Annotated in this window: 17 protein-coding genes; 11 read left to right on the top strand and 6 right to left on the bottom strand. The window is 52.1% G+C overall.

From position 1 onward, the window contains the following. Window positions 1–26: 26 nt before the first annotated feature. Window positions 27–305, top strand: coding sequence for a hypothetical protein (locus FDX09_RS13410; protein ID WP_137347352.1), 279 nt, complete (start codon window positions 27–29; stop codon window positions 303–305). A gap of 56 nt (window positions 306–361) precedes the next feature. Here the strand turns inward: FDX09_RS13410 and yhcN are convergent, their stop codons facing one another. Beyond that, window positions 362–628, bottom strand: a complete 267-nt coding sequence (gene yhcN, locus FDX09_RS13405) for a peroxide/acid stress response protein YhcN (protein WP_038634340.1) — start codon at window positions 626–628, stop codon at window positions 362–364. A gap of 375 nt (window positions 629–1,003) precedes the next feature. Beyond that, window positions 1,004–1,474 carry a transcriptional regulator ArgR gene (gene argR, locus FDX09_RS13400; RefSeq protein WP_003025162.1) on the bottom strand — a complete coding sequence of 157 codons (471 nt, stop codon included), beginning with the start codon at window positions 1,472–1,474 and terminating at the stop codon, window positions 1,004–1,006. Window positions 1,475–1,910: 436 nt separating this feature from the next. Here argR and mdh point away from each other — a divergent pair, with 436 nt between their 5' ends. Then, entirely contained in the window at window positions 1,911–2,846 is a 936-nt protein-coding gene (mdh, locus tag FDX09_RS13390; RefSeq protein WP_038634337.1) for a malate dehydrogenase, read from the top strand. A 146-nt stretch (window positions 2,847–2,992) separates the two neighbouring features. Here the strand turns inward: mdh and degS are convergent, their stop codons facing one another. From degS to zapG, 3 genes are all read right to left on the bottom strand, one after another. Next, complete coding sequence (gene degS / locus FDX09_RS13385) at window positions 2,993–4,060, bottom strand: outer membrane-stress sensor serine endopeptidase DegS (RefSeq protein ID WP_038634334.1); 1,068 nt, start codon at window positions 4,058–4,060, stop codon at window positions 2,993–2,995. An 89-nt stretch (window positions 4,061–4,149) separates the two neighbouring features. Continuing rightward, a complete protein-coding gene (gene degQ / locus FDX09_RS13380; protein WP_038634331.1) occupies window positions 4,150–5,517 on the bottom strand; it encodes a serine endoprotease DegQ in 1,368 nt (455 codons plus the stop codon). A 168-nt stretch (window positions 5,518–5,685) separates the two neighbouring features. Then, window positions 5,686–6,084, bottom strand: a complete 399-nt coding sequence (gene zapG / locus FDX09_RS13375; RefSeq protein WP_003025147.1) for a Z-ring associated protein ZapG — start codon at window positions 6,082–6,084, stop codon at window positions 5,686–5,688. Between the two features lie 192 nt (window positions 6,085–6,276). On the opposite strand from zapG, the gene zapE reads away from it, so the two are divergent. From zapE to sspB, 5 genes are all read left to right on the top strand, one after another. Continuing rightward, entirely contained in the window at window positions 6,277–7,404 is a 1,128-nt protein-coding gene (zapE, locus tag FDX09_RS13370; RefSeq protein ID WP_038634326.1) for a cell division protein ZapE, read from the top strand. 215 nt (window positions 7,405–7,619) lie between these two features. Further along, window positions 7,620–8,048: a 50S ribosomal protein L13 gene (gene rplM, locus FDX09_RS13365; protein ID WP_003025141.1), complete on the top strand. Its 429-nt coding sequence runs from the start codon at window positions 7,620–7,622 to the stop codon at window positions 8,046–8,048. A gap of 15 nt (window positions 8,049–8,063) precedes the next feature. Further along, entirely contained in the window at window positions 8,064–8,456 is a 393-nt protein-coding gene (gene rpsI, locus FDX09_RS13360; protein WP_000829815.1) for a 30S ribosomal protein S9, read from the top strand. Window positions 8,457–8,772: 316 nt separating this feature from the next. Then, the gene (sspA, locus tag FDX09_RS13350; protein WP_003025132.1) at window positions 8,773–9,411 is read left to right on the top strand and encodes a stringent starvation protein SspA; all 639 of its coding nucleotides are present in this window, start codon (window positions 8,773–8,775) and stop codon (window positions 9,409–9,411) included. A gap of 5 nt (window positions 9,412–9,416) precedes the next feature. After that, entirely contained in the window at window positions 9,417–9,893 is a 477-nt protein-coding gene (gene sspB, locus FDX09_RS13345; protein WP_137347350.1) for a ClpXP protease specificity-enhancing factor, read from the top strand. A 55-nt stretch (window positions 9,894–9,948) separates the two neighbouring features. On the opposite strand, the gene dcuC is transcribed toward sspB, so the two are convergent. Further along, window positions 9,949–11,316: an anaerobic C4-dicarboxylate transporter DcuC gene (gene dcuC / locus FDX09_RS13340; RefSeq protein ID WP_069324410.1), complete on the bottom strand. Its 1,368-nt coding sequence runs from the start codon at window positions 11,314–11,316 to the stop codon at window positions 9,949–9,951. 359 nt (window positions 11,317–11,675) lie between these two features. Between dcuC and nanR the strand changes: the two genes are divergently transcribed. The 4 genes from nanR (at window position 11,676) to nanK (ending at window position 16,196) form a co-directional block, all read left to right on the top strand. After that, entirely contained in the window at window positions 11,676–12,467 is a 792-nt protein-coding gene (gene nanR / locus FDX09_RS13335; RefSeq protein ID WP_038634311.1) for a transcriptional regulator NanR, read from the top strand. Between the two features lie 259 nt (window positions 12,468–12,726). Further along, window positions 12,727–13,620: an N-acetylneuraminate lyase gene (gene nanA / locus FDX09_RS13330; protein ID WP_110496719.1), complete on the top strand. Its 894-nt coding sequence runs from the start codon at window positions 12,727–12,729 to the stop codon at window positions 13,618–13,620. Between the two features lie 109 nt (window positions 13,621–13,729). Then, the gene (nanT, locus tag FDX09_RS13325; protein ID WP_038634306.1) at window positions 13,730–15,220 is read left to right on the top strand and encodes a sialic acid transporter NanT; all 1,491 of its coding nucleotides are present in this window, start codon (window positions 13,730–13,732) and stop codon (window positions 15,218–15,220) included. A 106-nt stretch (window positions 15,221–15,326) separates the two neighbouring features. Then, window positions 15,327–16,196, top strand: coding sequence for an N-acetylmannosamine kinase (gene nanK / locus FDX09_RS13320; RefSeq protein WP_137347349.1), 870 nt, complete (start codon window positions 15,327–15,329; stop codon window positions 16,194–16,196). Window position 16,197 lies beyond the last annotated feature (1 nt).

The raw sequence follows: 16,197 nt of genomic DNA, 5'->3' as shown, positions 1-16,197 counted from the left end.
GACTGGCGTCGGGATGGTGGCTATAGATGAACATCTATACGTTTGATTTTGACGAGATAGAAGACCAGGGTGATTTCTACCGCGAGTTCACGCGCGCATTTGGTCTGACCCGGGAAAAAGTGGTCGATTTAGATTCTCTGTGGGAGGTCGTTACCGGAGATGTCTTGTCGCTGCCGGTGGAGATTGAATTTGTCCATTTGCCGGACAAACTACGCAGGCGATATGGCGCATTAATATTACTGTTCGATGAAGCGGAAGAAGAGCTGGAAGGGCAGTTGCGTTTTAATGTTCGTCACTCAATGTAAGGTACAAAAAAGCCCCCGGCAGGCGGGGGCAAGTCGTCGGTTTAGACGACGAGGGTTTATTTGTACAGTTCTGCAGTCGCGTGCCAGTGAGCACCTTCACGGAGTTCGGTGACGCGATAGCTGCTGGCACCCGCTTTTTCAGCTTTAGCGGCGATAGCCTGACGCATATCCATTGGTGAACTACCGATCTGAGATACAGAGATGCTACCCATGGATTGCAGGTTCTGTGCTTCTTGTGAGTTCACCTGAGTAACCGCGGCGCTTGCACCGAAAGAGAGAACAGAAAGAAGACTTAAAGTTGCAACAGTAGTTTTGATTTTCATGATATTTACCTCGTCGAATTCTTTTATTGTGGGTCTTGTTTCGTGACCCTCATCACAAAATCAAGTATACACTAATAACGCGATAAATTAATACCACGCTAATTGTTTCTATGGTTATTAGGTTTTAAGGAGATTGTTTTTTATAACTTAAAGGAATTAAAACTGGCGTTTTTAACATTCATATAGAATTAAATTAAGTAAAATCAATGAGATACTGTATTTTGCAAAATGTGCGTTTTTCAGCCTTCATATTCACTATGTGAACGAATTTTAGCGGTTAAACGCACCATTTGTTAAATGAATGGCAGTGGAAAATAGAACCAAGACGGGGAAGCAGAGGTTTTTCCCCGCCGGGAGACGACGGGGAAGGAGGTATTACAGTTCTTGTTCGAACAGCTCCAGAATGGCTTCGTACAGATCTTTTACCGTAAAACCCTTAGCTGGCGTGGTGAAGATGGTATCGTCACCGGCAATCGTTCCCAAAATACCTTCCGCTTTACCCAACGAATCCAACAGGCGGGCAATCAACTGGGCGGCGCCGGGGCTGGTGTGAATAACCACGACCGCATCGTTGTAGTCGATATCCAGTACCAAATTCTTCAGCGGGCTGGAGGTTGTCGGCACCCCCAACTCTGCCGGCAGGCAGTACACCATTTCCATTTTCGCATTGCGTGTACGCACGGCGCCAAACTTGGTCAGCATGCGTGAAACCTTGGACTGATTGATATTATCAAAGCCCTGATCCTGCAAGGCGAGGACGATTTCGCCCTGAGAGCTGAACTTTTCTTCTTTAAGTAGCGCTTTAAACGCCTTCACTAATTCTTCTTGTTTTGCCGAGCTTCGCATAAGTCACCCGTAATATGGCGGTAGAATCAACATTATTGTGCATACAGATGAATTTTTATGCAAACGGTCTGCCCTGGTAAAGGCTGAAATAATGTTATGAAAGAGCGGAATTTTATCAAATTTCGTTATCAAGAAACATGCCTGTGTCACGGCTCGCAAATAAGGTTAAAAGTAAATTAATTGTTATCAAATTGATGTTGTTTTGAGAGGTGGGTAGGGTATATTGTCAGCACCTGTTGGAAAGTTGCTCTACTGTGCGGGTGGTTTTGAATTACGTAACTTAGGTTTTATTTTACGTAAGTTAAATGCATAAAAGCCAAATTTGCGTGACTACGCATTCTTGACGCGTGGTTGTTGTATTCGTTGGATTTGTGAATTAAGGTCGCCGCCGCGGAGCAATAGACACTTTGCTTATCAATATAATAAGGAGTTTAGGATGAAAGTTGCAGTCCTCGGCGCTGCTGGTGGTATCGGTCAGGCGCTAGCATTACTGTTAAAAACCCAACTGCCTTCAGGTTCAGAACTCTCCCTGTATGACATCGCTCCAGTAACGCCTGGTGTGGCCGTTGATTTGAGCCATATCCCTACTGCTGTGAAAATCAAAGGCTTCAGCGGCGAAGACGCTACCCCTGCACTGGAAGGTGCTGATGTGGTACTGATCTCTGCGGGCGTCGCGCGTAAACCGGGTATGGATCGTTCCGACCTGTTCAACGTCAACGCCGGTATCGTGAAGAACCTGGTGCAGCAGGTTGCTAAAACCTGTCCGAAAGCATGTATCGGTATTATCACCAATCCGGTAAACACGACCGTTGCTATCGCTGCAGAAGTGCTGAAAAAAGCAGGCGTATACGATAAGAACAAACTGTTTGGCGTGACCACGCTGGACATTATCCGCTCCAATACCTTTGTTGCGGAACTGAAAGGCAAACAGCCTGGCGACGTTGAAGTCCCGGTTATTGGCGGCCACTCTGGCGTGACCATTCTGCCATTGCTGTCACAAATTCCTGGCGTGAGCTTCACCGAGCAAGAAGCGGCTGACCTGACCAAACGTATCCAGAACGCGGGTACTGAAGTTGTGGAAGCTAAAGCCGGTGGCGGATCTGCTACCCTGTCTATGGGTCAGGCCGCAGCACGTTTCGGCCTGTCACTGGTTCGCGCACTGAGCGGCGAAAAAGGCGTGGTTGAATGTGCTTACGTTGAAGGCGACGGCCAGTATGCTCGCTTCTTCTCTCAGCCGTTGCTGCTGGGCAAAAATGGCGTAGAAGAGCGTCAGTCCATCGGTAAGCTGAGCGCGTTTGAGCAAAGCGCGCTGGAAGGCATGCTGGACACGCTGAAGAAAGATATTACTCTGGGCGAAGAATTCGTTAAGTAACGCGAAGAGAGGCCAGCGTGTATTTGTAGGCCTGAAAGCTGCGCGCTATCAGGCATTACGTGCTAACTCTCTACGATATCGCCTAATAAAAACCGGAGCCAATGTGCTCCGGTTTTTCATGGTAAGTAAGCAGCCAGGACGTGACGTTAGTTGGTGGCCGGGTATTCCTGAATCGTCACCTGCAGCGTCAGCTGTTTGTCATCGCGCATCACGACGACTGAGATGACTGAACCTGGGCGAATTTCAGCCACCTGATCCATGGTCTCAAGAGCGGATACTGCCGGTTTATTATTGACCGAAATGATCAGATCGTTGACCTGAATACCTGCCTGGGCTGCCGGACCGTCCGGAGCCACTTCGTTAACCACTATCCCCTGAATTTGATCCATCCCGCTGCCTTGCGCGTGCAGTGGCGCAATTTCACGACCGCTGATGCCGATATAGCCGCGAATCACGCGCCCGTCACGAATCAGCTTATCCATAATTTTGGTTGCCAACTGAAACGGAATGGCAAAGCCAATACCTTCCGGGGTTTCGCCGTCGTTACTCTTATCAAATGACAGCGTATTAATGCCCATCAGTTCACCCAATGAGTTGACCAGCGCACCGCCGGAGTTACCGTGGTTGATGGAGGCATCCGTTTGCAGGAAGTTTTGGCGTCCTGTCGGGTTTAGCCCAATACGGCCGGTGGCGCTAATGATCCCCTGGGTAATGGTTTGCCCAAGGTTGTACGGGTTACCGATGGCGAGCACCACATCGCCAATGTGCGGCACACGCTTGTTATTAATGGGGATGGTCGGCAGTCCACCAGTCGCATTGATTTTCAGCACCGCAAGGTCGGTTAACGTATCAGAGCCCACGAGCAGCGCTTCAAATACACGTCCATCCTGTAATGCGACGATGATTTGGTCAGCATCATTAATGACGTGCTTATTGGTAATGATATAGCCGCGCTGATCCATGATAACGCCTGAGCCGAGCGTACGGATCTCAAGCTGGTTATGCGCAGTGCTGTTCATACTGCGGTTATAAACGTTAACGACGGCAGGCGCAGCACGGCGAACCGCTGGGTTATAGCTGGCGGGCGTTTCATCTGCACTGTCGAACTGCGGTGTGGTAAGAGTATTAATTTTGCGCAGAGAGGGCATCGCCGCCAGCAGAATGGCGCCGACGATTAAACCAATCGCGACCGAACGTAAAAGCTTCACAAACATGATGGCGGCGTCATTAAAAAAGGGAACGGCAGCAGCATATCACGAGTTTACCGGACATCACACGGGGAGGGGATGTCCGGTTTAATGCGTTAACGCAGGAGCAGGTAAATACTCTCGTTACCGCGAACCACTTGCAGAGCAATGATCGACGGCTTCGTTTCCAGCACCTTACGCATTTCGGCAATCGAGTTTACGCGATCGCGGTTAACGCCAATGATAACGTCATCTTTATGCAGACCGGCCTGCGCGGCTGGGCTACTTTTTTCAACGTTATCAATTTTGATGCCTTTGGTGCCATCTTTTAACTGACCATCGCTGAGCGTAGCGCCTTGCAACGCAGGGGCGATCATTTCTGCGCTGGCGGACGATGACGTGCTGGTATCAAGGGTGACTTCAACCTCCAGCGGTTTACCGTTACGCAGTAGCCCCAGTTTGACCTTGGTTCCTGGTTCAGTTGTCGCAATGCGTGAACGCAGTTCGGCAAAGCTGCTGAGTGGTTTATCGTTGAGACTGGTAATGACGTCACCGGATTTCACCCCCGCCTTGGCAGAACCTGAGTTAGGCAGAACCTCGCTGACAAACGCGCCGCGTTGCACATTCAGATTGAACGCTTTGGCGATGTCGGCGGTCATTTCGGTACCTTTAATCCCTAACAGACCGCGTTTGATTTCGCCAAACTGCATCAACTGTTGCGCCAGCGTGCGCGCCATGTTGCTCGGAATCGCAAAACCAATGCCGATGCTGCCGCCGCCGGGTGCCAGAATCGCGGTGTTAATGCCAATCAACTCACCGTTGAGATTAAGTAACGCGCCGCCGGAGTTTCCCCGGTTGATAGAGGCGTCGGTCTGAATAAAGTTTTCCAGACCCTCCAGGTTCAGACCGCTGCGACCCAACGCCGATACAATGCCGGAAGTGGCGGTTTGCCCGAGACCGAACGGGTTACCCACGGCTACCGCGAAATCACCCACGCGGAGTTTGTCGGAGTCGGCAATGGCGATTTGCGTCAGGTTACTGGGGTGTTGAATTTGCAGCAGGGCGATATCGCTCTGATCGTCACTGCCGATCAGCTTCGCCTCGAACTCTCGGCCATCGTTAAGCTGAACGCTGATTTTTTGCGCCTGATTAATGACGTGGTTATTGGTCAGGACGTAGCCTTTTGCGGCATCAATAATGACCCCTGAGCCCAGCCCTTCAAAAGGTTGTGAAGGTTGGTCGGGAAGCTCATCACCAAAAAACTTTTTAAACTCTTCCGGGACTTTCTGTCCTTGGACTGCGGTGCCTTCGACCCTAACGCTCACCACGGCAGGCAACACTTTTTCCAGCATCGGGGCGAGGCTGGGAAGCGCAGCCTGACCGGGAACCTGGCCGGGAATCGACGCAACGGCCGGGAATGGCGCCGAGAGAGTTAACCCGACACTTAACGCTAATGCACTCAACAGCTGGGTTTGTTTTTTCATGGATCCTGCTCTCGTACCTTGAGTAAACGGAAGATGATTCAAAACAGTTTGATGTTATTGAATTTTCGGTTTGGTCACAATGAGGCTAACGACTAAATAATAGCTGGGACGGGAAGAGAAGCGGAGGGCGCAATTACTGCGCCCAATAAATTTCTTAATGATGTGCGTTTAGTCGCGCTTTGCGCCACTACGCAGCAGGCCGGAGGCCCCTTCAGAATAGTCACGCGGCATCTGAACCGGCGCCTGATCGTTGCCAGCTTCGGACTCTGCCAGACGATTACGGAACGGGTTGTTTTCCGGCGACATACCTGGCAGCAGGTTGCTCGAGCTTTTCGCCATATGCTGGTAGATCTGACGATAATCGTCCGCCATGTTATCCAGCAATTCAGCGCTGCGGGCAAAGTGGCTCACCAGCTCTTCGCGGTACTCTTCCAGCTCAGCTTTATTTTTTTCCAGTTCGTACTGCAATGCCTGCTGTTGGCGTAATTTACGATTACCAAAACGCATGGCTACAGCACCAATAATGATACCGACGACTAACCCAATTAGCGCATATTCCCAGGTCATGAACATCTCCCGTTGTCTTGTGTTTCCGTAGGGTGTTGGCTTTAGGCTCCATGCCTGCGCCTGATTATGCCACTATAACCGCTAATCCCGTAGAAGTGGAATCCCGTGTTTATATCACGTAATGTAGAACGGCCTTTTTTTCGTCAACCGTGAGCGACGGCACATCGATTCTCAAGGAATAACAATAACATCATGCAAAGCCTTTCCCCGACATCGCGTTACCAGCAAGCCCTTAAAGAGGGCACTCATCAGCCCGACAGCGTACAACAAGAAGCCGTGAATCGACTGGAAACCATTTTCCAGGCGCTAACGACGCCAGCTCGACCTGCGCCGCAGGAGAGTGGTCTGATGGCGCGGTTTGGCAAATTGCTGGGCAAGCGTGAGTCGCCGACCAACCCGCCGGTGCGTGGTTTGTATATGTGGGGCGGAGTCGGACGTGGAAAGACCTGGCTGATGGATCTGTTCTACCATAGTCTGCCGGGGGGGCGTAAACAGCGTTTGCACTTTCACCGTTTTATGCTGCGCGTCCATGAAGAGCTTACCGCCCTGCAGGGGCATAGCGATCCGCTGGAAATCATTGCCGACCGCTTTAAGGCCGAAACGGACGTGCTGTGCTTTGACGAATTTTTTGTTTCTGATATCACCGACGCCATGCTGCTTGGCGGCTTAATGAAGGCGCTGTTTGCCCGAGGCATCACGCTGGTGGCGACCTCCAATATTCCGCCTGACGAACTGTATCGTAACGGTTTGCAACGCACGCGTTTTCTTCCTGCCATTGATGCCATCAAGCAGCATTGTGACATTATGAATGTCGATGCCGGCGTCGATTATCGTCTGCGCACCTTAACGCAGGCGCATTTGTGGTTGTCGCCACTGAATGATGAAACCCGCCAGCAGATGGATAAGCTGTGGCTGGCATTAGCGGGAACCAAAGGTGAACATGCGCCGACGCTGGAGATTAACCATCGTCCGATGCAGACGCTGGCCGTCGAAAACCAAACGCTGGCGGTGTCGTTCACCACGCTCTGCGTCGATGCCCGCAGTCAGCATGACTATATTGCGCTGTCGCGTCTGTTCCACACGGTGCTGTTGTTCGATGTGCCGGTCATGACGATGCTGATGGAAAGCGAAGCGCGGCGCTTTATCGCGCTGGTGGATGAGTTCTACGAACGCCACGTCAAGCTGGTGGTGAGTGCAGCATCTCCCTTATATGAGATCTACCAGGGCGAGCGTCTGAAGTTTGAATTTCAGCGTTGTTTGTCGCGTTTGCAGGAGATGCAAAGCGAGGAGTACCTGAAGCGGGAACATTTAGCCGGTTAAACCTGCCGCAAATCACATAAAGGGGTCGATCTTTGACCCTGACTTCTCTATAATCTTGCGACCCCACGTTACAAGAGAGTTTTTTCCCAAAACTTTCTCGCCGGCATAGGCTATTCGAAGGGGTAGGTTTGCCGGACTTTGTCGTGTGAACCTCAACTGACTAAAACGTTTGGGTGAACACCTACGTGTAACTTATTTATTTGGGTAAGCTTTTAATGAAAACTTTTACAGCTAAACCAGAAACCGTAAAACGCGACTGGTATGTTGTTGACGCGACCGGTAAGACTCTGGGTCGTCTGGCTTCCGAACTGGCTCTGCGCCTGCGCGGTAAGCACAAAGCGGAATACACTCCGCACGTAGATACCGGTGATTACATCATCGTTCTGAACGCTGACAAAGTTGCTGTAACTGGCAACAAGCGTACTGACAAAGTGTACTATCACCACACCGGCCACATCGGTGGTATCAAGCAAGCGACCTTTGAAGAGATGATCGCTCGTCGTCCTGAGCGTGTGCTTGAAATCGCGGTTAAAGGCATGCTGCCAAAAGGCCCTCTGGGTCGTGCTATGTTCCGTAAACTGAAAGTTTACGCTGGCAACGAGCACAACCACGCGGCACAGCAACCGCAAGTTCTTGACATCTAATCGGGATTATAGGCAATGGCTGAAAATCAATACTACGGCACTGGTCGCCGCAAAAGTTCCGCAGCTCGCGTTTTCATCAAACCGGGCAACGGTAAAATCGTAATCAACCAACGTTCTCTGGAACAGTACTTCGGTCGTGAAACTGCCCGCATGGTAGTTCGTCAGCCGCTGGAACTGGTCGACATGGTTGAGAAACTGGATCTGTACATCACTGTTAAAGGTGGTGGTATCTCTGGTCAGGCTGGTGCGATCCGTCACGGTATCACCCGCGCTCTGATGGAGTACGACGAATCCCTGCGTGGCGAACTGCGTAAAGCTGGCTTCGTTACCCGTGATGCTCGTCAGGTTGAACGTAAGAAAGTCGGTCTGCGTAAAGCACGTCGTCGTCCGCAGTTCTCCAAACGTTAATTGCTTTCTGCTTTGGCAGACAACAATTTGCGAAAAAACCCGCTTCGGCGGGTTTTTTTATCACTATTTCTCTCCCTTGAACCACGGTAATCCGCTGATTGCCACCTCTTTTTTCCCATTTCAAGAATCGACTCACCACAAAGGTCACAAAATCTGGTAAACTATCATCCAATTTTCTGCCCAAATGTCAGGTATCGCTCATTTTTTGTTTGTATTTTAAACAGTAATGGCTTTCCTGAGTCTGGGTGACATCACTTCTGGCTGGTCACTGAGTGGCTGGTAGCAGTAAAAATTCTGAATATACCTGGAGGTTTTCATGGCTGTCGCTGCCAACAAACGTTCGGTAATGACGCTGTTTTCTGGTCCTACTGACATCTATAGCCATCAGGTCCGCATCGTGCTGGCTGAAAAAGGTGTTAGTTTCGAGATTGAGCACGTGGAGAAGGACAATCCACCTCAGGATCTGATCGACCTCAACCCGAATCAGAGCGTACCGACACTGGTGGATCGTGAGCTGACCCTGTGGGAATCTCGCATCATTATGGAATACCTGGATGAGCGCTTCCCGCATCCGCCGCTGATGCCGGTTTACCCGGTTGCGCGTGGTGAAAGCCGCCTGTACATGCAGCGTATCGAAAAAGACTGGTACACGCTGATGAACGTCATCGTGAACGGTTCCGCTTCTGAAGCCGAGGTCGCGCGTAAGCGTCTGCGCGAAGAGCTGCTGGCAATTGCGCCAGTATTCGGTCAGAAACCTTACTTCCTGAGCGATGAGTTCAGCCTGGTAGACTGCTACCTGGCGCCGCTGCTGTGGCGTTTACCGCAGTTGGGTATTGAATTCAACGGTGCCGGTTCGAAAGAACTGAAAGGTTATATGACTCGCGTCTTTGAACGTGATTCTTTCCTGGCTTCTCTGACTGAGCCTGAACGTGAAATGCGTCTGGGCCGGGGTTAACCTGTATGGATTTGCCACAGCTAACACCACGCCGTCCGTATCTGCTGCGCGCATTCTATGAGTGGTTGTTAGACAACCAGCTCACGCCGCATCTGGTGGTGGATGTGACGCTCCAGGACGTGCAGGTTCCGATGGAATACGCACGTGACGGGCAAATAGTTCTGAATATTGCACCGCGCGCGGTGGGGAACCTGGAACTGGCAAACGACGAAGTACGCTTTAACGCGCGCTTCGGTGGTGTGCCGCGTCAGGTTTCCGTCCCGCTGGCTGCGGTTCTGGCTATTTATGCTCGTGAAAACGGCGCCGGTACGATGTTTGAACCGGAAGCCGCCTACGACGAAGATGTCGCCAGCTTAAATGATGACGACAACGAAGCGTCTGGTTTTGAGAGTGAAACGGTTATGTCGGTCATTGATGGCGATAAGCCTGACAACAGCGACGACAACGATCCCGGGCGCCCAGCGCTACGCGTAGTGAAGTAAATAGTGAAATAAAAAACAGGCCCTTTCGGGCCTGTTCTGTTTTCTGGCTCCGCAATCAATAAAACAGCGCGATGGTGACTATCATATTCACCACAAATCCTACTGCCATCGGAATAGCGGTGCGCTTTACCACCTCAAAGGGCGACACGCCGGCAATCCCTGAAGTTACGACAATCACCGCGGTAATGGGTGATACCGCGCGGGCCAGCGTAGTGGCAAAATGCATCGGCATAATCATCACTACTGCCGGAATATGCAGCCCGGCGGCAATATCCGGGATCAGGCTGGCAAAAGACATAAACGGTGCGTTGCCTGATCCCATGACGATCGCGCAGGCGGCGATGACCACGGCCATGATGATCATCACGCCGATGCCGCCCAGGCCGGAGTGTTCCGCGCCTTTAATCACGGCGTCAACTGTGCCGATAGTCGTCAACCCTTTGGCAAAGATCTCACCGGCGACCACCAGCGTGACAACGTTGGCAAACTGCGTCCCCATGCCGTCAAAAAAAGCCTGCACATCATCCATTGTTTCGCGCAGATTATGTTTATGCAGGAATTCGACAAACATGGTCAGCGTCATGCTCATGAGCATCACCACCACCAGATTCAGCTCTGCCTGCATTAATCCCATATGTGCCAGCAACAGTGAACCCAGCATCAGGATCAGCGGCATCACCGGTAAAATGGCGTAATACAGCGGGGGCACATCTTCCAGCGTCTTTTGCTCAGCGAACCCGTTGTTTTCCGGTAACGTTTTTTTATCAAATCGGCGCTGTACGAAAAAATGCGCAATGGCGACAGCGACAATAACGCATGAGGCGACGGGGAGCTGATAATGGAAGAAGTAGGTGGCGATTTTCATGCCCGCGACCTGCGCGGCAAAAATAGAGTTGGTTTCCAGAATGCCCCATTCAATCGACATCGAGGTAGCAATGACCGCAACCGCGGATAATCGACTCACGCCAAGACTGACCAGCGTTGGGAAAAGCGTCACCATTAGCAGCATGCCTAACCCGGAAGCGCTGGTAATGAACTGCGCCATGATCTGACCAATCACATAGGTGGCGGCCAGCACGACATAGGGGGAACGGATTAGCTTCAGCGGTCGGCTTAACAGGCTAACCATCGCTCTGCTGGCCCCCATCCTGTCCATATAACGGGCATAACCGCCCACCGCCATGATGGATAACCCTAGCCCTGCCGCCCTATTTGAGAGCATACGCAGAATTTCGTTGTAAATATCGACCAGGAGATAGCCGCTACTTTTATCGTCAGCGACCAGCATGCCGTAACCCAGCCAGACGCCGCAGATCATCAGGAAGATCCCGGCTGCGGCCAGCACGACCTGGGGTTTGTAGTTTTTGAGGATCAAGTAACCCATCGTTAATAAAACGATGACAGAGATAATAATGCCGAACATTGTTTCACTCCATGCCAGGGAAGATGATAAATCCGGTAATAATGCTGTTGTCAAAATCGATGTTATATTTTTTCGGACACTTTTTATGGAGCGGATATCTTATTTTTAATGCAATGGTTAATTTATTTTTCGTTATAAAATAGTGGGTTATGATAAATTATCACGTTCATATTCATAAATTTCACGAAGCTGATATGGTCTTGTTTAATTAAAGATAATCAGCATGTTTAAGCGAAATATAATATTAATATTAAATATATTATTCATAAGCCAGACTATCTGGATGACCATCATTTCACCCTGCTTTCGATCCTGTGTTAGGATAAACCCGCTGTTGTTTGTCACCACGACTTAGCTGAATGGACCCTATGAACGCATTTGATTCGCAAGCTGAAGACTCTCCATCCACCATTGGCCGTAGCTTACGCAATCGCCCGCTGGCGCGTAAAAAACTGTCTGAGATGGTTGAAGAAGAACTGGAGCAGATGATCCGTCGTCGGGAATTTGGCGAGGGGGAACAACTGCCGTCTGAGCGGGAGCTGATGGCCTTCTTTAACGTGGGCCGTCCTTCTGTACGAGAAGCGCTGGCAGCGTTAAAACGCAAAGGCCTGGTACAAATCAACAACGGCGAGCGCGCCCGCGTTTCGCGTCCTTCGGCTGATACCATTATCAGCGAGCTCTCCGGTATGGCCAAAGATTTCCTCGCGCATCCCGGCGGCATAGCCCACTTCGAGCAGTTGCGACTGTTCTTTGAATCCAGCCTGGTACGATATGCCGCAGAACATGCTACTGACGAGCAAATCGACAGACTGGCGAAAGCACTGGAGATCAACAGCCAGTCGCTGGATGACAATACGCTGTTCATTCGCTCGGACGTTGATTTTCACCGCGTACTGGCGGAGATCCCGGGGAATCCCATCTTTATGGCGATCCATGTTGCGCTGTTAGACTGGCTGATTGCTGCCCGCCCGACCGTTGCCGATCAAGAATTGTATGAGCACAACAACGTGAGTTATCAGCAGCATATCGCCATTGTCGACGCAATTCGCCAGCGCGATCCTGAAGAAGCTGACCGCGCACTGCAAGAACACCTCAACAGCGTTTCCGCAACCTGGCACGCCTTCAGCAAAAATAAAAAATTGCGTAAGTGATCGCGATCCTGACGATCGTTTAAACTCAAAATCATTCAAGTTGCATCAAGGCGGCAAGAGAGCGAGTCCCCTGGAGCATAGATAACTATGTGACCGGGGGGAGCGAACGCAGCCAACGCAGAGGCGGCTCGAAGGATGAAGAGTTTAGTGAAGCAGATCGCACTATAAGCGTTCTGTATTGTATTGCTGCTTATTTGATCTGGTATAACAGGTATAAAGGTATGCAGTCAGATAACACTAATCATCGACAGAGGTAGTTATGGCAAGAGATCTAAAAGGCGTAATGCCAGCGTTGTTAACCCCATTCGATAACCAACAGCGGCTGGATGTTGAGAGCCTGCGCCGGCTGGTGCGTTTCAACATTGGCCAGGGTATTGATGGGCTCTATGTCGGTGGCTCTACGGGCGAGGCCTTTGTCCAAAATCGCGTTGAAAGAGAGCAGGTGCTGGAAATTGTTGCCGAAGAAGCGAAAGGCAAGGTGACGCTTATCGCCCACGTTGGCACGGTGAGCACCGAAGAGAGCCAGCAGCTGGCGAGCGCCGCGTATCGCTACGGCTTTGATGCGGTTTCAGCCGTCACGCCGTTTTACTATCCGTTCAGCTTCGAAGAGCACTGCGATCATTACCGCGCAATTATTGATTCAGCGAATGGATTGCCGATGGTGGTCTATAACATCCCGGCGCTGAGCGGCGTAAAACTGACGCTGGATCAGATCAACACGCTGGTGACGCTACCTGGCGTTGGCGCGCTGAAGCAAACTTCCGGCGATCTCTATCAGATGGAACAGATCCGTCGCGCTCATCCCGATCTGGTGCTTTATAACGGTTATGACGAGATTTTCGCTTCTGGTTTGCTGGCGGGCGCAGATGGCGGTATCGGTAGCACTTACAACATCATGGGATGGCGTTATCAGGGAATTGTGAAAGCGCTCAAAGAAGGCGATATCCGGACGGCACAAAAGCTGCAAACTGAGTGCAATAAGGTTATCGATCTGCTCATTAAGGTTGGCGTGTTCCGTGGCCTGAAAACGGTACTGCACTATATGGACGTGGTTTCTGTTCCGCTGTGTCGTAAGCCGTTTGCCCCGGTAGATGAACGCTATCTGCCGGAACTGAAAGCGCTGGCTAACCAACTGCTGGCGGAAAAGGCGTAATCGCGGGTCGCCGGGGACGCTTCGCTCGCCCGGCCTGGATTTTCGACCGTAGGCCGGATAAGGCAAAGCCGCTATCCGGCACAACAACAAAAATCGTCGGGAGAGTAAAATGAGTACTTCTACCCAGAGCATCCCGTGGTATCGCCATCTCAATCGGGCGCAATGGCGGGCATTTTCCGCCGCCTGGCTGGGATATTTACTTGATGGTTTTGATTTTGTGTTAATCGCCCTTGTGCTGACGGAAGTACAAGGCGAATTCGGTCTGACGACGGTGCAGGCTGCCAGTTTGATCTCAGCCGCCTTTATCTCCCGCTGGTTTGGCGGGTTAATGTTGGGGGCCATGGGCGACCGTTACGGACGCCGTCTGGCGATGGTCACCAGCATCATACTGTTCTCTGTGGGGACGCTGGCTTGCGGCTTCGCGCCGGGTTACACCACCATGTTTATCGCCCGCCTGGTTATTGGGATGGGGATGGCCGGCGAGTACGGTTCCAGCGCCACCTATGTCATTGAAAGCTGGCCTAAACACTTGCGTAACAAAGCCAGTGGTTTCCTGATCTCCGGTTTCTCCGTTGGTGCCGTGGTCGCCGCCCAGGTTTACAGCCTGGTGGTTCCGGTCTGGGGATGGCGCGCGCTGTTCTTTATCGGCATTTTGCCGATTATCTTCGCCCTCTGGCTGCGTAAAAATATTCCGGAAGCGGAAGACTGGAAAGAGAAACACGAAGGCAAAGCGCCGGTGCGGACGATGGTGGACATTCTCTACCGGGGCGAACATCGGGTTATCAATATTCTGATGACTCTCGCCGCCGCAACCGCGCTGTGGTTCTGCTTTGCGGGCAATCTGCAAAATGCGGCTATCGTGGCGATTCTCGGACTGATATGCGCATTTATTTTCATTAGCTTTATGGTGCAAAGCAGCGGTAAGCGTTGGCCCACGGGCGTCATGCTGATGGTCGTCGTGCTGTTCGCTTTCCTTTACTCGTGGCCGATTCAGGCGCTGCTGCCCACGTATCTGAAAACCGAACTCATGTATGACCCCTCAACGGTTGCCAGAGTGCTCTTCTTTAGCGGCTTTGGCGCGGCGGTCGGTTGCTGCGTCGGTGGGTTTCTTGGCGACTGGCTGGGTACCCGTAAAGCCTATGTCTGCAGTCTTCTTGCCTCGCAGTTGCTGATTATTCCGGTGTTTGCGATCGGTGGTTCTAACGTCTGGGTACTCGGTTTGCTGCTGTTTTTCCAGCAAATGCTCGGTCAGGGGATCTCCGGGATCTTACCGAAATTAATTGGCGGCTATTTCGATACCGACCAGCGTGCTGCGGGTCTGGGCTTCACCTACAACGTTGGGGCGCTGGGCGGGGCACTGGCGCCGATCATCGGCGCGCTGATTGCACAACGTCTGGATCTGGGTACTGCGCTGGGATCGCTCTCCTTCGGCCTGACATTTGTGGTGATCCTGCTGATTGGTCTCGATATGCCGTCCCGCGTACAGCGCTGGCTGCGCCCTGAAGCGTTACGCACGCATGATGCCATCGATGGTCGGCCATTTAGCGGGGCCGTGCCGTTCGGCGGTGACAAAAGCACCATGGTGAAATCCAAAAGTTAATCGGGTCGCCCGGCGCTAAACCGGGCAACTAGCGAAAGGGAAGAACGATGTCGTTATTTGAGCAGTGGGATAAAAAGCTTATCACCGCGATGCAGAAGGCAGCGTCATGACTACGCTGGCGATTGATATTGGCGGCACCAAACTGGCTGCCGCGCTGGTGGACAGCAGTCTGCAAATCCGCGAACGGCGTGAATTGCCAACGCCTGCCAGCAAAACGCCGGATGCGCTGCGCGCCGCGTTACAGGCACTGATTGCGCCACTACAAGAGCAGGCGAAGCGGGTGGCGATCGCCTCGACGGGGATTATCCGTGAGGGTTCTTTGCTGGCGCTGAATCCGCATAACCTCGGCGGGTTGCTGCATTTTCCGCTGCGGCAAACGCTAAACGATCTCACCGGTTTGCCGACGCTGGCGGTCAATGATGCGCAGGCCGCGGCGTGGGCTGAGTATCATGCGCTTGGCGGCGAGTATCGCGATATGGTGTTTATTACTGTTTCCACCGGCGTGGGCGGCGGGGTAGTGAGTGCTGGGAAACTGCTGACCGGAGTCGGCGGTCTGGTCGGGCATCTGGGACATACGCTGGCCGATCCGCATGGACCCGTGTGTGGCTGCGGGCGTGTGGGCTGCGTTGAAGCGATCGCATCCGGTCGTGGGATCGCGGCGGCTGCCGAAGGCGCGCTGGCCGGATGCGACGCCAAAACTATTTTTAGCCGTGCCGGGCAGGGTGATGAGCAGGCAAGCCAGTTGATCCATCGCTCAGCGCGAACATTGGCAAGGCTTGTCGCTGATGTGAAGGCCATGACCGATTGCCAGTGCGTGGTCATTGGCGGCAGCGTTGGGCTGGCTGAAGGGTATCTGGCGCTGGTGGAACATTATCTGGCACAAGAGCCTGCGGCCTATCACGTGGAATTACTGGCAGCGCATTACCGTCATGACGCTGGATTATTGGGGGCTGCGCTGTTGGCCCGGGGAGAATAAT

It is taken from the genome of Citrobacter sp. wls717 (assembly GCF_005280955.1).
In the GTDB taxonomy this organism is placed as follows: domain Bacteria; phylum Pseudomonadota; class Gammaproteobacteria; order Enterobacterales; family Enterobacteriaceae; genus Citrobacter; species Citrobacter werkmanii.
The sequence above is the reverse complement of the archived record's forward strand: the minus strand, read 5'-3'. Positions and strand labels throughout refer to the sequence as shown.

Excerpts from the sequence above, each read along its gene's own strand:
- degS (WP_038634334.1), bottom strand. The coding sequence starts at position 4,060 with ATGTTTGTGAAGCTTTTACGTTCGGTCGCGATTGGTTTAATCGTCGGC.
- sspB (WP_137347350.1), top strand. The coding sequence starts at position 9,417 with ATGGATTTGCCACAGCTAACACCACGCCGTCCGTATCTGCTGCGCGCA.
- dcuC (WP_069324410.1), bottom strand. The coding sequence starts at position 11,316 with ATGTTCGGCATTATTATCTCTGTCATCGTTTTATTAACGATGGGTTAC.
- FDX09_RS13410 (WP_137347352.1), top strand. The coding sequence starts at position 27 with ATGAACATCTATACGTTTGATTTTGACGAGATAGAAGACCAGGGTGAT.
- yhcN (WP_038634340.1), bottom strand. The coding sequence starts at position 628 with ATGAAAATCAAAACTACTGTTGCAACTTTAAGTCTTCTTTCTGTTCTC.
- nanT (WP_038634306.1), top strand. The coding sequence starts at position 13,730 with ATGAGTACTTCTACCCAGAGCATCCCGTGGTATCGCCATCTCAATCGG.
- mdh (WP_038634337.1), top strand. The coding sequence starts at position 1,911 with ATGAAAGTTGCAGTCCTCGGCGCTGCTGGTGGTATCGGTCAGGCGCTA.
- nanR (WP_038634311.1), top strand. The coding sequence starts at position 11,676 with ATGGACCCTATGAACGCATTTGATTCGCAAGCTGAAGACTCTCCATCC.
- sspA (WP_003025132.1), top strand. The coding sequence starts at position 8,773 with ATGGCTGTCGCTGCCAACAAACGTTCGGTAATGACGCTGTTTTCTGGT.
- rplM (WP_003025141.1), top strand. The coding sequence starts at position 7,620 with ATGAAAACTTTTACAGCTAAACCAGAAACCGTAAAACGCGACTGGTAT.
- nanA (WP_110496719.1), top strand. The coding sequence starts at position 12,727 with ATGGCAAGAGATCTAAAAGGCGTAATGCCAGCGTTGTTAACCCCATTC.
- nanK (WP_137347349.1), top strand. The coding sequence starts at position 15,327 with ATGACTACGCTGGCGATTGATATTGGCGGCACCAAACTGGCTGCCGCG.
- argR (WP_003025162.1), bottom strand. The coding sequence starts at position 1,474 with ATGCGAAGCTCGGCAAAACAAGAAGAATTAGTGAAGGCGTTTAAAGCG.
- degQ (WP_038634331.1), bottom strand. The coding sequence starts at position 5,517 with ATGAAAAAACAAACCCAGCTGTTGAGTGCATTAGCGTTAAGTGTCGGG.
- rpsI (WP_000829815.1), top strand. The coding sequence starts at position 8,064 with ATGGCTGAAAATCAATACTACGGCACTGGTCGCCGCAAAAGTTCCGCA.
- zapG (WP_003025147.1), bottom strand. The coding sequence starts at position 6,084 with ATGACCTGGGAATATGCGCTAATTGGGTTAGTCGTCGGTATCATTATT.
- zapE (WP_038634326.1), top strand. The coding sequence starts at position 6,277 with ATGCAAAGCCTTTCCCCGACATCGCGTTACCAGCAAGCCCTTAAAGAG.